The organism is Actinomycetospora succinea, from assembly GCF_004363095.1.
GTDB lineage: Bacteria > Actinomycetota > Actinomycetes > Mycobacteriales > Pseudonocardiaceae > Actinomycetospora > Actinomycetospora succinea.
In genome coordinates this window covers 346,555-359,522 of sequence record NZ_SNYO01000001.1, presented here as the reverse complement: position 1 = coordinate 359,522, position 12,968 = coordinate 346,555, and the positions used below count along the sequence as shown (strand labels likewise).

The following is a 12,968-nucleotide window of genomic DNA, read 5'->3' as shown; positions in this document are numbered from 1 at the left end:
GAACGGTTACTCGTCCACAGTGCACCGTGCCAACCGTTCACACAAGGATGAGTGGTTAGGCCGTGCGCTCGTGGTGGCGCGAGGCCTTGACGCGGTTGCCGCACGTCGCCATCGAGCACCAGCGCCGCGTGCCGTTGCGGGAGGTGTCGAAGAAGTGCAGGACGCAGCGGGGATGCGCGCAGTGCCGGATCCGGTCCGGCGCCCGCTCGACGAGGCGCAGGTAGCCCTCGGCGGCGGACCAGGCGGGCAGCCAGGCCGGGCTGTCGGCCTCGACCTCGGTGACCGGGCCGTCCGGCCCGACCGCGCGGCGCAGCCGGCCGTGGCGCAGGACCTCGTTGAGCTCGCGGTGGGCGCCGGCGTCGTCGCGGTCGACCACGCCGGCGAGGGCGGCGCGGGTCCGGCGCAGCGCCGCGAGGGTCTCCTCGTCGGCGGGCCCGTCGAAGCCGTGCCCGGCGAGCCAGGCTCCGAGGCCGTCGACGTCGTCGAGCAGGTCGCGCTCGACCTCGCCGTCGAGCCAGCGCGTGTTGAGCAGGTCGAGGGGCAGGGGCTCGCCGGTCAGGGGGCGGGGATCGACCCGTGACGGCGCGGCGGACATGCCCCGAGCGTAGCCACCCGCCGAGGTCAGCGACCCGCCGCGAGGAGCCCGCCCGACGGGAAGAGGTGGCGTTCGGCGACGAGCGCGAGGAACCGGCGCGCCATCTGCGGGGACTCCGCGACGCCCGCGGGCACCGCCCCGCCGACGTGCGCGTACGCCCGGCCGGCGAGCTGCTCGAGGAGCTCGGTGACCGGCCCCTCGCCCGCGCCGGTCAGCCGGGCGAGCCGCGGGCCGCCGAGGGTCCGCTCGGCGTGCTCGGGGAAGACGCCGGCCAGGAAGAGCGCGCCGTCGCCGATGCGCCGCCACACCCCGGGCTGCTGGTCGGCCGGGACGGCGCCGAGCAGGCGGGCCAGCGCGGGCAGGTCCAGCTCGTCCCACCGCTCGCGGCGGCGCCCCCACTCGTCGCGGCGCCACACGACGCCGGAGGTCAGCCGGGAGTAGGAGGCGAGCAGCTCCGCGAGGTGCAGGCGGTGCTCGGGGTCGTCGGCGAAGGCCGCGAGCACCGGGGCGTCGAAGATCGGCACCCGGGTGCGCGGCGCGGTGCGGTCGGGCGTGTGCAGGCGCCCGACCAGCGCCCGGCTCGTCCGGTGCACCGCCGCGGCGAAGACGAGGAACGGCGAGACGTGGCGGAAGCGCCCGTTCTCGTCGCGCCGCGCGGTGAGGACGGCGTCGGCGACCGCCGGCCGGTCGAGCAGGTCGAGCACGAGCTCCGGGCGGCGACGCAGGGGCGCCACCCGGTCCGGCTCGCCGTCGGCGAGGGCCAGGAGGTCGCGGTCGGTCAGGTGCTCGCCGTAGCGGCGCCCGACGGCCTCGCGCGCGTCCATCCCGTCATCATGCGGCGCGGCGCATGCTCAGGGCGAGACCGATGTCCGCGGCGCCGCGCAGCAGGAAGCCGAGCGCGACCAGGATCGCGATCGTCCCGACGGCGGTGGCCGGCGAGAACAGCAGGATCAGCGCGATGATCAGGCTGAGCACGCCGAGGACGATGTTCCAGATCCGGTGCTCGCTGCCCGAGCCGGCGTGGAGCAGGTCGTTCACGCCCGCGATGATGAACCAGAGGATCAGCCCCCAGGTCAGCACGAGGATGCCGCCGCCGGGCTGGAAGAGCACGAGGATGCCGGCCACGAGCGCCAGGACGCCGAAGGCCGCGAGCCACCCGCGGCCCGCCGACCCGGTCTCCGCGCGCCAGGCGACACCGATCTCCAGGGCCCCCTGGATGATCAGGCCGATCCCCAGGGCGAACGCCACGCCGAGCAGCGCCAGCCCGGGGAAGAACAGCGCGAGCACCCCCACCAGGATCCCGAGGATCCCGGAGGCCAGGATCCAGCCCCACCCGCTGGACGACCGATTCACAACCCCACTCGCCGCGCTGGTCATCGCACGTCCCCTCCCGCCACACCGGTGATCAGGCACATCGAATCGCCGACGGCGCTCCGTGTCGAGAGAACATCCGGAGATCACCCGTGGCGGATGAGTTGGCCCGAGCCTTGCCGCCCGTGTGTGGGCGTGGTGAGGTCCGCGGTCGTGGCCACTGCACTGCTCGATCCCGCCGTCCCCGGCGACGCCCATGCGGCGCAGCGTCTGGCGTCCGATGCGGTGATCTGGCTGGGCACGGTGGCCCCCGACGGGCGGCCGCACACGGTGCCGGTGTGGTTCGCCTGGGACGACCCGAAGGTCACCATCTTCAGCCGCCCCGACACCGCGAAGGTGGCACATCTGCGCCGGCACGACCTCGTCACCGTCGCCCTCGACACCGCCGGCCAGGGCACCGACGTCGTCACCGGCAGCGGGCGCGCGACGCTCTCCGAGTTCGGGAAGGTCGAGAAGGCGCTCGACGCGTTCGGGCGCAAGTACGCGCCGATGCTCGGCGGGCAGCCGCTCGACGCCTGGCTGATGACCTTCTCGCTGCCGATCGTCGTCACGCTCGACCGGTTCGTCGCGTGGCGGAACCTGCCCGACGGCCTCGAGTACCGGTCGCTACCCTCCCGCGGGTGATCAGCCGCCGTACCGCGCTGGTCGGGGCAGGCCTCGCCGTGCTCGCCGGGTGCACGCAGCAGGACGCCCCGGCACCCGCGCCGGTGACGATGTCCGAGCCCCCGATGGCGCTCGCCGGCCTCGAGCAGCGCTCCGGGCGACGGATCCGGCTGCTCGCCCTGGACACCGGCACCGGGCGCGCCGTCGGCCACCGCGCCGACGAGCGGGCGCTGATGTGCTCGACGGCCAAGGTCCTCATCGCCGCCGCGGTGCTCCGGCGCGCCGCCACCGAGCCCGGCCTGCTCGACCGCACGATCCGCTACTCGCGCGCCGACCTCCTCGACTACGCGCCGACCACCGAACGCTTCGTCGACACCGGCATGACCGTCGCCGCCCTCTGCGAGGCCGCGCTCGTCGTCAGCGACAACACCGCCGCCAACCTGCTGAGCGCGCTGCTCGGCGGGCCCGCGGCGACCACCGCCTTCGTCCGCACCCTCGGCGACACCACCACGCGCCTCGACCGCCTCGAGCCCGAGCTGAACGAGACCGCTCCCGGCGACGAGCGCGACACGACCACGCCCGCTGCGATGGTCGCCGACCTGCGGGCGCTGGTGCTCGGGGACGCCCTCGACCCCGCCGGGCGCGACCGGCTCACGGGCTGGATGGTCGGCGCGGTCACCGGCACCGAGCAGATCCGCGCGGGGCTCCCCCGCGACTGGCGCGTCGGCGACAAGACCGGCTCGGGCGCGCAGGGCGAGAACAACGACGTCGCCGTCGCCTGGCCCCCGGGCCGGGCGCCCTGGGTGATCGCCGTGTTCACGACGCCGACGGATCCGGCCAGCACCAACGGCCGCGCGACGATCGCGGACGCGACGCGGATCGCGACCGCGGCCCTGTAGGTCCGGCACGGTAGGAAGTGACCATGGCGAGCACCGACGAGGCACCGCGGAAGCTCCCCGCCGTGCGCTGGCTCTCGCCCACCGAGCTGATCCGCACGGGCGTGACGGTGCTGCTCGGCAGCACGGTCGCGGCCTACGCCGACAAGCGCGACGTCATGGCCGGGACGACGTTCGCGCAGCACCTCGCCGTGTACGACGTCGGCGACGGGGAGGACTTCTGGTTCGACTTCCTCTGCGACACCGGCGACGGCTTCCGCGCGATGGCCACGGTCGCGACGCTGCTCGGCGCCCCCGAGGTGGCCGTCGACGGGGAGGTGCTCCCGCGCGGGCGGGTGCTGCTCATGGGCGGCGACGAGGTGTACCCGGTGGCCGGGACGCTCGCCTACGAGCTGCGCCTCGAGAGCCCGCTGCAGGAGCAGTTCGTCGACGACCCGGACGGCGAGACCCCGACCGTCTACGCGATCCCCGGCAACCACGACTGGTACGACGGCCTGACCGCGTTTCTCCGGGTGTTCTGCCAGGGCCGGCACTTCGCCGGCTGGAACACCGACCAGCGGCGCTCGTACTTCGCGCTGGCGCTGCCCCGGGGCTGGTGGGTCCTCGCGATCGACATCCAGCTCGACACCTACGTCGACGCCACGCAGCTCGAGTGGTTCCGGGACGTCGTGGCGCGGATCCCCGACGGCGACCGGCTCGTGCTGCTCACGGCCACGCCCGCCTGGTACGGCGCGCAGGACGGCGACGACCGCTCGATGGACCGGCTCGCCTTCTTCCTGCGCGAGGTCCTCGGCGGCCGCGACCTGCCGATCCGGCTCGTGCTCACCGGCGACACCCACCACTACGCCGTCTACGAGCTCGACCACCCCGATCACGAGCAGGTCCTCGTCACCGCCGGGCTGGGCGGCGCCTACACCTCGCCGACGCACTTCCTGGCGCCCACGCTGGACGTCACCACCGACCTCGTCGACCCGGGCCCGCAGCGCGCCACCGGGACCCACCGCTACGTCCGCGGCCCGCACACCTTCCCGACGGTGCGCCGCTCGCGCGCCGAGGCGTTCAAGGTGCTGTGGCGCCTGCCGCTGCGCAACGGCCTGCTCCTGCCCCTGCTCGTGCTGCTGCCCGCCCTGGTGATCGTGCCGTGGGTGCTCGGGGTGCCCGCGGTGTCGGTGATCGCGGGCGTGGCCGTCGCCGGCGGCTCGTACGCGTTCGTCGTCCCGCAGCGCGCGGGACGCCTGCGCCGGCTCGGCCTCGGGCTCGCGCTCACCGTCCCGGAGCTGGCCGTGGCGATCGGCGCGACGGTCGTCGCCACCCGGCTCGACGACCCGCTCGCCACCGTGCTCGTCGTGCTGGCCGCCGGGCTGCTGTCGAGTCTCGTGCTCTCGACGTTCCTGCTGCTCGCGGCCCGCGGCGCCAACCGCAACGAGCTCTTCGCCGCCCAGAGCATCGAGGACCACAAGGGCTTCCTGCGGCTGCGGGTCGCCGACGACGGGACGCTGACCGTCTACGCGCTCGGCGTGGAGAAGGTGCCGCGGCGCTGGCGGTGGGCGCCCGGCGCCACGCCCCGCTGGAGGCCGCACACGCCGGTGGACGTGCGTCTGGTCGACGAGCCGATCGTGCTGCGGCCCTGACTCACAGCGCGAGGGTCAGGTGCACGCTGTTCGGGTCCTCCGGGTAGTCGCCGAACGGGGCGCAGGGCACGAACCCATGGCGCGCGTAGAGCCGCTGGGCCGGCGCGAAATGCGCCGACGACCCCGTCTCCAGGCTCAGGCGCCGGTAGCCGCGCCGCCGGGCCTCGGCGACGAGGTGCCGGACGAGCGCCGAGCCCACCCCGAGGCCCTGGTACGCCGACGCGGTGCGCATCGACTTGATCTCGCCGTGCGCCGCGTCGAGCTCGCGCAGGGCACCGAACCCCAGCAGGACGTGGTCGTCCCACACCGTCCAGAACGTGACGTCCGGGGCGCGCAGGGCGTCGAGGTCCAGCGCGTGCTTGCTCTCCGGCGGCGAGGCCGCGCGCATGTCGTCGAGGTGCTCGGCGAGCAGTGTCGCGACCTCGGGACCGGCGAGGTCGTCGACGACGATCGCGACACCGCTCACGGGACGGGGGCGAGCGCGGGCCGCTTCGCGCCGCGGTCGTCGCCGGTGCTGCGGCCCTGCGCGCGGCGCTGCACCCACGGCCAGAGGTGCTCGCGGGCCCAGCGCACGTCCTCGACGCGGCGGTGGCTCCACGTCGTCGGCGCCTCCGCGGGCCATGGCGCGTGCCAGTCGACCTCGGGCGGCAGGCCGAGGACCTCGCTGACCCGCGCGGCGACCCGGGCGTGCCCGCCGGCGTTGAGGTGCAGGCGGTCGTCGGTGCGGGCGCGCATGTCCGACAGCGGCGGCATCACCCACAGGTCGACGAGGTGGGCGCCCCGGCGGTGGGCGATCTCGCGGATGTGGTCGTTCATCGCGGCCAGGCGCTTGCCGATGAGGTTGAGCAGCGGGCTCTCGCGGGTGTCGAACCCCGTGAACACCAGGACGTCCGCGCCGGTCGCCCGCAGCGTCGCCACCGCGCCCTCGAGACGGTCGGCGAGCACGGCGGGGTCGGCGCCGGGGCGCAGCAGGTCGTTGCCCGCCGCGCACAGGCTCACGAGGTCCGGGCCCATGCGGACGGCCTCGGGCACCTGGGTGCGGATGATCGCGTCGAGCAGCAGCCCGCGGACCGCGAGGTTCGCGTACCGGAACCCGGGGTCGCGGCGGGCCATCGACGCGGCGAACCGGTCGGCCCAGCCGCGCTCGATCCCCGTCACCGGATCCGGGTCGCCGACGCCCTCGGTGAAGCTGTCGCCGAGGGCGACGTAGCTGCGCCACGTGCCGCTCACGGCGGCGATTCTGCCCCGCGCGCCGGGCGAGCCGGGAGGGGGCTCCCGGTTACCGGCCGCCCGCGACGTCCAGCACGCTGCCCGTGCAGTAGGACGCCTCGTCGGAGAGCAGCCAGGCGATCGCGGCGGCGACCTCGTCGGCCGTGCCGGCGCGGCCCACCGGCACCATCGGACCGATGCGCGCCACCCGGTCGGGCTGTCCGCCGGTCGCGTGGATCTCCGTGTCGATGATCCCGGGCCGCACGACGTTGACGCGCACGCCCTCGTCGGCGACCTCCTTGGCCAGCCCGAGCCCGAGGGTGTCGGTCGCCGCCTTGGACGCCGCGTAGTCGACGTACTCCCCCGGCGACCCGAGCCGCGACGCCGCCGACGACACGATGACGATCGACCCGCCCGGCCCGCCGTGCGCGGTCGAGAGCCGCCGGACGGCCTCGCGGCAGGTGACGACGGCGCCGACGACGTTGATCGCGAGCATCTCGCCGACGCGCGCGGCCGACATGGCGTCGACGCGGGACTTCGGCGCCACGACCCCGGCGTTGACGACGACCCCGCCGAGCGGGCCCATCGCGTCCGCCGCCGCGAACGCGGCCTCGACGTCGGCCTCGACCGCCACGTCGGCGCGCACGGCGCGGGCCTCGACGCCCTGCTCGCGGGCCGCCGCGACCACCTTCTCCGCGGCGTCGGCGTCGCTGCGGTAGGTCAGGCAGACGTCCCAGCCGGCGGCCGCGGCCCGGGCGACCAGCGCCGCGCCGATGCCCCGGCTCCCGCCGGTGACGAGGAGGACGGCCATCAGACGAGGAACCGCAGCGACGAGTCCCGGCCCGCGGCGCGCGCGGCGCGGTGCTCGGCGAGGTTGGTGTGGTCCGCGAGGCCCCGTCCGTCGGGGCCCTCGCCCATGCCGGCGAGGACGGCTGCCTCGGCGCGCTCGACCTCCTCGGCGCCGGGCAGCGCCGCGCGCACCTGGTCGGACGTGGCGACGGCGAGCCCGTCGTCGTCGCCCAGCACCAGGTCGCCCGGCCGCACCGGCACCCCGCCCAGCGCGACGGGCCCCTCGTCGAGCCCGCGCGGGTCGCGCGCGCTGCCCGAGGCGGGCGTCGAGCCCCGCGCGAACACCGGCAGCCCGAGCCGGCGCAGGCCGGCGACGTCGCGGCAGTACCCGTCGATGACGACCCCGGCCAGCCCCCGGCGGCGGGCCTCGGCGGTGACCAGCTCGCCGGCGACCGCTCGAGCGCCCCGCAGCGTCGTGACGACCAGCACCGAGCCCGGCGCGGCCTGCCCCGCGGCGAGCAGCACCGGGAGGTGGTCGTCGGGGGCGACGACGGTGACCGCGGGGCCGGCCATGCGCACGTCGGGCACCATCGCCCGGATCGCGGGGTCGGGCAGGAGGAAGGTCTTGTCGGCGTCGCACAGCGAGGAGGTCGCGAGGGCGCGCACGCGGCCGAGCTCCTCGGGGGTCAGGGGATCCACGGCACGGATGATCCTCGACGCGGCGCCGTGTGGCGACGATCCTCCGTCCCGTGACATCTCCAGGGACGTCTCCCGTGATCCTCGAGGTCGCCGTCAACGGGGCCACCCCGCGGTCGGTGAACCCGCACGTGCCGCTCACCCCGGCCGAGGTGGCCGACGAGATGCTCGCCTGTGTGGCCCGCGGGGCGAGCATCGCGCACGACCACCACGAGGCGATGTTCGTCCCCGACGGCGTGCACCCGGTGGAGCCCTACGTCGAGGCCTGGTCGCCGGTGCTCGCGCGGTACCCGGACCTGCTGCTCTACGCGACCATGGCCGCCGGGGCCCGCGGCATCCCGATCGAGACGCGCTGGGCGCACCACGAGGAACTGGCCCGCCGCGGCCTCGGGGGCCTGAGCCTCGTCGACCCGGGGTCGGTGAACCTGGGTCTGACCAGCGACGGCGCGATCGCCGAGGCCGCCGCCCCGGGCCCGTACCAGAACAGCCTGGCCGACACCGAGCACATGTTCGCCCGCTGCGCGGCGCACGGCACCGGCCCGTCGATCTCGATCTTCGATCCGAGCTTCCTGCGGGTGGCGCTGACCCTGCACCGCCACGGGCGCGTGCCGCGCGGCGCGATCGTCAAGCTCTACTTCGGCGGCGCGCTGGAGTTCGGGCTGCCGCCGACGACGACCGCCCTCGAGGCCTACCTCGAGATGCTGGAGCCGTCGGGGCTGCCGTGGTCGGTGGCGGTGCTGGGTGGCGACGTCGTCGCGACCGGGCTCGCGGAGACCGCCGTGCGCCGGGGCGGGCACGTGCGGGTCGGGCTGGAGGACTACGCCGGCGACCGCACTCCCACCAACACGGAGCTGGTCGACGAGATCGTGGCGCTGCTCGCGGACCTGGGGCGCCGACCGGCGACGATCGCCGAGACGCGGGGGATCCTCGGGCTGTGAGCTCCCTGGTGGCCCGCCTGCGCGCGGCGGGGTGCGTGTTCGCGGAGGAGGAGGCGGCGCTGCTGGCCGGCGCGCCGGAGTCCGCGGTCGCCCGGCGGGTGGCCGGCGAGCCGCTGGAGCAGGTGCTCGGGTGGGCAGAGTTCGCGGGGCTGCGGGTGGCGGTCGCGCCCGGGGTGTTCGTGCCGCGGCGGCGCAGCGAGCTCCTGGTGGCGGCGGCGCTCCGCGTCCTGGACGGCGGCGAGACCGTCGTCGACGTGTGCTGCGGGACCGGGGCGATCGGGGCGGCGCTGCTGGCGTCGTCCCCGGGGCTCGTGCTGCACGCCGCCGACGTCGACCCCGCAGCCGTGGCGTGCGCGCGCGGCAACCTCCCCGGGGCCGCGGGCGTGCACGCCGGCGACCTGCTCGCCGCCCTGCCCCCATCGCTCGCCGGGCGCGTCGACGTCGTCGTCGCGAGCACGCCGTACGTGCCGAGCGAGGCCGTCGCCGCCATGCCGCCCGAGGCCCGCGAGCACGAGCCGCGCGCGGCGCTCGACGGCGGCGGGGACGGGGTGGACGTCGTGCGGCGGCTGGCGGCCCAGGCCCCGGCGTGGCTGCGGCCGGGCGGTCACCTGCTCGTCGAGTGCGCCGAGCACCAGGGCGAGGCGGCGCGCGCGGCGCTCGCGGCGGCGGGGTTCACGGCGTCGGTGGCCCACGACGACGAGCACGACGCGACCGTCGTCACCGGCGCGCTGTGATCACTCCCCGCGCTCGGCGGCCCGCTTGCGGCGCTTGCCCTCGTGCATGGCCTGGACGCGGGCGACGGGGATCGTGCGGCCCTCCTCGAGGAGCTCGGCGGGCAGCGTCTGGGGCGCCGGGCGGGCGTCGGCGGCGCTCCACGGGTCCGGGCGGTCGGGGGCCGTCGCGACGGTGATCTCGGCGGGCACCACGGTGTCGAGCTCGTCCCACGAGACCGGGAACGACACGGGCAGCCCGGGGCGCACGCGCGGGCTGTAGACCGAGGCGATCGTGGAGCCGCCGGCGCGGGTGGGGTCGACGAACACCTTGCCGCCGCGGTCGGCGCGGATGAACGCGGTGGTCGCGACGTCCGGGTCGAGGCGCTCGGTGCGGACGGCGAGCGCGCGGGTGGCGCCCGCGACGTCCTCGTGGGTCGGGCCCGGCGCGAGCGGGACGAGGATGTGCACGCCCTTGGCGCCGGTGGTCTTCACCACGCCCTGCAGGCCCGCGTCGTCGAGCGCGCGGCGCACGAGGTGCGCGGCGGCCACGACCGCGTCGAACCCGGCGTCCTCCGGCGGGTCGAGGTCGAGCACGAGGTGCTCGGGGACGTCCATCGCGTCCGCCCGCACGAGGGTCGGGTGGTACTCGATGGCCCGCTGGTTGCCGAACCACAGCAGCGTGGGCAGGTCGTCGCACAGCGCGTAGGCGACCTCGCGGTGCGACGTCTCGGCCCAGAACGACACCGTGCGCACGAAGTCCGGCGCGTACTTGGGGACGTTCTTCTGCATGAACGGCTTCTGCCCGCGCAGCGCCCGGACGACCGACAACGGTCGCCCGGCGAGCGCCGGGAGCATCCGCGGGGCCATCCGCTCGAGGTAGTCGACGAGCTCGCGCTTGGTCACCCCCGCGCCGGAGAACAGCTCCTGGTCGAGGTTGGTCAGCGCGACGCCGGCCCGTTCCTCACCCTTGTCCCCACCCGTGTCCCGCCCGCCAGATCCCTTTCCCGCCACGGCGTCACTTTCCTGCTCACGGGCACGTCGGGCAAGGAGGCAGGGGGTCCCGGCGCCTGCTGATCGGGATGAGAGAGTCCCCGCCCGGCAGGCCGCGTCGCCACGGAGCGCATCCGGAGCGTCACCCCCAGGGACCACCCGGAGAGACCACTCGTCCGTGGCGCGGGAACTGCCGTTGAGAGGGAGGCGCCGTGGGTACGGCGGCGAACCGTCGAGAGGAGCACGGTGGGTCGGCACACGTGGATGGAGATCGGGGCCGGGGCGCGGGAGAGCGCCCGAGGCGCACGTCGCCGGATGGGCGGCCGTCTGGCCGCGCTCGTCCTCGGGCTCGTCGCGCTGGCCGGACTCGGCAGCATCGGCGCGGTCGCGATGGCCGTGCCGAAGGCCGCGATGCCCTGTGAGGACAACGTCAAGGCCTGCGCCCGCCTCTCGACGAACGAGGCGTGGCTGTCCGACGGCCAGGGCAACATCATCCGCGGCCCGGTCCGGATGAACCACGGCTCGCCGGGTCACGAGACGCCGCTGGGCTTCTTCTCCGTGCAGCGCAAGGAGGAGGTCCACCTCTCCAAGGAGTACAACAACGCGCGCATGCCGTGGTCGGTGTTCTTCGACGACAACGGCCGCGCGTTCCACGGCGGCGACCCCGCCCGCCAGTCGGCCGGCTGCGTGCGCATGGCCGACCCCGACGCCCAGGCGTTCTTCAACGGCCTGAACGTCTACGACCGGGTGCAGATCGTCCAGTAATGGCCTTCGGCCATGTGAGTGATATGGGTCGTCCTGACGACCCATATCACTCACGTGCGGCGGAGCCGCATCGACCGCAGGCGGTTGAGGGCGGCGGCGATCTCGTGACGGCGCGGGCGGGCGAGATCCTCGGAGCGGCCGTCGAGCAGCGCCTCGAGACCCCGCCGGTCGAGCTCGGCGTCGAGCAGGTCCAGGCCCTCCGCGAGGGTGATCGTGCCGTCGAGGACGTGGTCCCCGAGCAGCGCCAGCGCCCGCCCGATGCCCGCGACCTGCGAGCGGTCGGTGATCTGCTCCACGGCGGAGAGGTCGATGTCGTCCTCGCCGAACGAGAGCTTGTCCGCACCCCGGGCGGTCACGCGGCGCTTGCCCTTGGCCGTCGGGTCGAGCGAGGCCGGATCGACGACGCGCGGCGTCACGGCCGGGAAGCCCGTGTGCTCCACGGTGCGCGACGGCCCGGCCGCCGCGATCTCGTGGGCGCGCGCCGTGACGTCCGACGCCCGGTACGCATCCATCATGATCACGGTGTCGGCGACGCCGAGGTAGTCGCCCGACCCGCCCATGACCAGCACCGTCGACACCCCGTGCTCGGCGTGCAGCGGACGCACGCGCTCCACGAAGGGCACCAGCGGCTCGGTCGCGATCAGCTGCTGCATCCGCGCGTCGCGGATCATCATGTTGGTCGCCGAGGTGTCCTCGTCGATGAGCAGCACGTCCGCGCCCGCCTCCACCGCCTCGACGGTCGAGGCCGCCTGGCTCGTCGACCCCGAGGCGTTCGTGGTCGAGAAGTCGTCGGTCGGCTCGCCGGACGGCAGGTGCGCGACGAACGCCGACACGTCGTCGTGGATCACCGCGCGCCCGTCCTCGGCGCGCAGCTTCACCGCGTCGGGCCGGGTGACCACCTGCTCGCGCCCGTCGCCGGGCACGTGGTCGTAGACGCCGGCCTCGATCGCGCGCAGCAGCGTCGACTTGCCGTGGTACCCGCCGCCGACGATCAGCGTGACCCCCTCGGGCACCCCGAGGCCGGTCACCTCGCCGGCGTGCGGCGTCGGCAGCGTCACCTGGAGCGACGACGGACCGGAGAACGGCGTGGCGCCGTCGAGGGGCCGGTCGTCCACCCCGCTGCGGCGCGGCAGCACGGCTCCGTCGGCGACGAACGCGACCAGCCCGCGCTCGGCCAGGGCGGCGCGCAGCGCGACGGCGTCCTCGACGGTCTCGACGAAGGCCCGCGCGGCCGCCTGGTCCACCGACGACCAGCACAGGGCCTCCCGCGCCGCCGCCGGCAACGTCTCCGCCAGCAGCGTCGCCGCCTCGCGCCCGAGGATGCGGCGCTTGGGTCCCGGGAAGGGGACGCCGACCTCCACGGAGACGACGCCGTCGGAGTCGACGGTGCCCGCGGTGCGGTCGAGCACCTCGGGACCGCCCGCGTCGACGTGCACCGGCGTGCCCCGCAGCGCCCGGCGCAGCCCGCGCAGCAGGAACCCGGCCAGCGCGCGGCGCCGATCGGGGTCCGCGACGAGGTCGGCGGGGATGCCGGCGTCGGACAGCGTCAGCCGCACCCGGCTCGGCGGCGCGAACGGGTCGGCCTGCACGCGCAGCACCTCGAGCTGGACCGCAGTCGATGGGTCGAGCTCCGCTCCGCTACGTCTCCCCCCCACGGACCACGACCCCGACAACGACTTGTAGCGCCCGTAGCTCGCACCGTCGAGCGAGCGGAGGGAGCCGGCCAGATCCGAGCGCGCAGCCATGGTCGGGATGGTGCCCGGCGGAGGCGG

At 75.5% G+C, this 12,968-nt stretch carries 15 protein-coding genes; 6 read left to right on the top strand and 9 right to left on the bottom strand.

Annotated features, from left to right (window positions below):
- Positions 1-55 precede the first annotated feature (55 nt).
- From EV188_RS01740 to EV188_RS01730, 3 genes are read right to left on the bottom strand one after another with little or no spacing between them, the layout of a single operon-like run.
- A complete protein-coding gene (locus EV188_RS01740; RefSeq protein WP_133824508.1) occupies positions 56-595 on the bottom strand; it encodes a CGNR zinc finger domain-containing protein in 540 nt (179 codons plus the stop codon).
- 26 nt (positions 596-621) lie between these two features.
- The gene (locus tag EV188_RS01735; protein ID WP_133824507.1) at positions 622-1,419 is read right to left on the bottom strand and encodes a hypothetical protein; all 798 of its coding nucleotides are present in this window, start codon (positions 1,417-1,419) and stop codon (positions 622-624) included.
- A gap of 7 nt (positions 1,420-1,426) precedes the next feature.
- Positions 1,427-1,948: an HdeD family acid-resistance protein gene (locus tag EV188_RS01730; protein ID WP_166659670.1), complete on the bottom strand. Its 522-nt coding sequence runs from the start codon at positions 1,946-1,948 to the stop codon at positions 1,427-1,429.
- A 171-nt stretch (positions 1,949-2,119) separates the two neighbouring features.
- Between EV188_RS01730 and EV188_RS01725 the strand changes: the two genes are divergently transcribed.
- Genes EV188_RS01725 through EV188_RS01715 form a run of 3 tightly spaced genes read left to right on the top strand, consistent with a single transcriptional unit; the run spans position 2,120 to position 5,096 of the window.
- Positions 2,120-2,590 (top strand): pyridoxamine 5'-phosphate oxidase family protein, encoded by a 471-nt coding sequence (locus tag EV188_RS01725; protein WP_166659669.1) that lies wholly within the window; start codon positions 2,120-2,122, stop codon positions 2,588-2,590.
- Complete coding sequence (bla, locus tag EV188_RS01720; protein WP_133824504.1) at positions 2,587-3,468, top strand: class A beta-lactamase; 882 nt, start codon at positions 2,587-2,589, stop codon at positions 3,466-3,468. Before EV188_RS01725 ends, bla begins: the two co-directional genes overlap by 4 nt.
- A 23-nt stretch (positions 3,469-3,491) precedes the next feature.
- Complete coding sequence (locus EV188_RS01715) at positions 3,492-5,096, top strand: metallophosphoesterase family protein (protein WP_133824503.1); 1,605 nt, start codon at positions 3,492-3,494, stop codon at positions 5,094-5,096.
- A 1-nt stretch (position 5,097) separates the two neighbouring features.
- Here EV188_RS01715 and EV188_RS01710 read toward each other — a convergent pair whose 3' ends face one another.
- Genes EV188_RS01710 through EV188_RS01695 form a run of 4 tightly spaced genes read right to left on the bottom strand, consistent with a single transcriptional unit; the run spans position 5,098 to position 7,793 of the window.
- Positions 5,098-5,562, bottom strand: coding sequence for a GNAT family N-acetyltransferase (locus EV188_RS01710; RefSeq protein ID WP_243741407.1), 465 nt, complete (start codon positions 5,560-5,562; stop codon positions 5,098-5,100).
- Positions 5,559-6,326, bottom strand: coding sequence for an SGNH/GDSL hydrolase family protein (locus EV188_RS32360; protein ID WP_133824501.1), 768 nt, complete (start codon positions 6,324-6,326; stop codon positions 5,559-5,561). Before EV188_RS32360 ends, EV188_RS01710 begins: the two co-directional genes overlap by 4 nt.
- A 49-nt stretch (positions 6,327-6,375) precedes the next feature.
- Positions 6,376-7,116, bottom strand: coding sequence for an SDR family oxidoreductase (locus tag EV188_RS01700; RefSeq protein WP_133824500.1), 741 nt, complete (start codon positions 7,114-7,116; stop codon positions 6,376-6,378).
- The gene (locus EV188_RS01695; RefSeq protein ID WP_243741406.1) at positions 7,116-7,793 is read right to left on the bottom strand and encodes an RraA family protein; all 678 of its coding nucleotides are present in this window, start codon (positions 7,791-7,793) and stop codon (positions 7,116-7,118) included. The genes EV188_RS01700 and EV188_RS01695 overlap by 1 nt, the downstream gene beginning before the upstream one ends.
- 74 nt (positions 7,794-7,867) lie before the next feature.
- On the opposite strand from EV188_RS01695, the gene EV188_RS32115 reads away from it, so the two are divergent.
- Entirely contained in the window at positions 7,868-8,728 is an 861-nt protein-coding gene (locus EV188_RS32115) for a beta-keto acid cleavage family enzyme (RefSeq protein WP_208113941.1), read from the top strand.
- A complete protein-coding gene (locus EV188_RS32110; RefSeq protein WP_208113940.1) occupies positions 8,725-9,462 on the top strand; it encodes a putative protein N(5)-glutamine methyltransferase in 738 nt (245 codons plus the stop codon). The genes EV188_RS32115 and EV188_RS32110 overlap by 4 nt, the downstream gene beginning before the upstream one ends.
- Here the strand turns inward: EV188_RS32110 and ligD are convergent, their stop codons facing one another.
- On the bottom strand, positions 9,463-10,452 hold the full coding sequence (ligD, locus tag EV188_RS01685; protein ID WP_133824498.1) for a non-homologous end-joining DNA ligase: 990 nt from the start codon (positions 10,450-10,452) through the stop codon (positions 9,463-9,465).
- 225 nt (positions 10,453-10,677) lie between these two features.
- Here ligD and EV188_RS01680 point away from each other — a divergent pair, with 225 nt between their 5' ends.
- Complete coding sequence (locus tag EV188_RS01680) at positions 10,678-11,196, top strand: L,D-transpeptidase (protein ID WP_243741405.1); 519 nt, start codon at positions 10,678-10,680, stop codon at positions 11,194-11,196.
- Between the two features lie 50 nt (positions 11,197-11,246).
- Here the strand turns inward: EV188_RS01680 and EV188_RS01675 are convergent, their stop codons facing one another.
- Positions 11,247-12,941, bottom strand: a complete 1,695-nt coding sequence (locus tag EV188_RS01675; RefSeq protein WP_133824497.1) for an ABC-ATPase domain-containing protein — start codon at positions 12,939-12,941, stop codon at positions 11,247-11,249.
- Between the last annotated feature and the right edge of the window lie 27 nt (positions 12,942-12,968).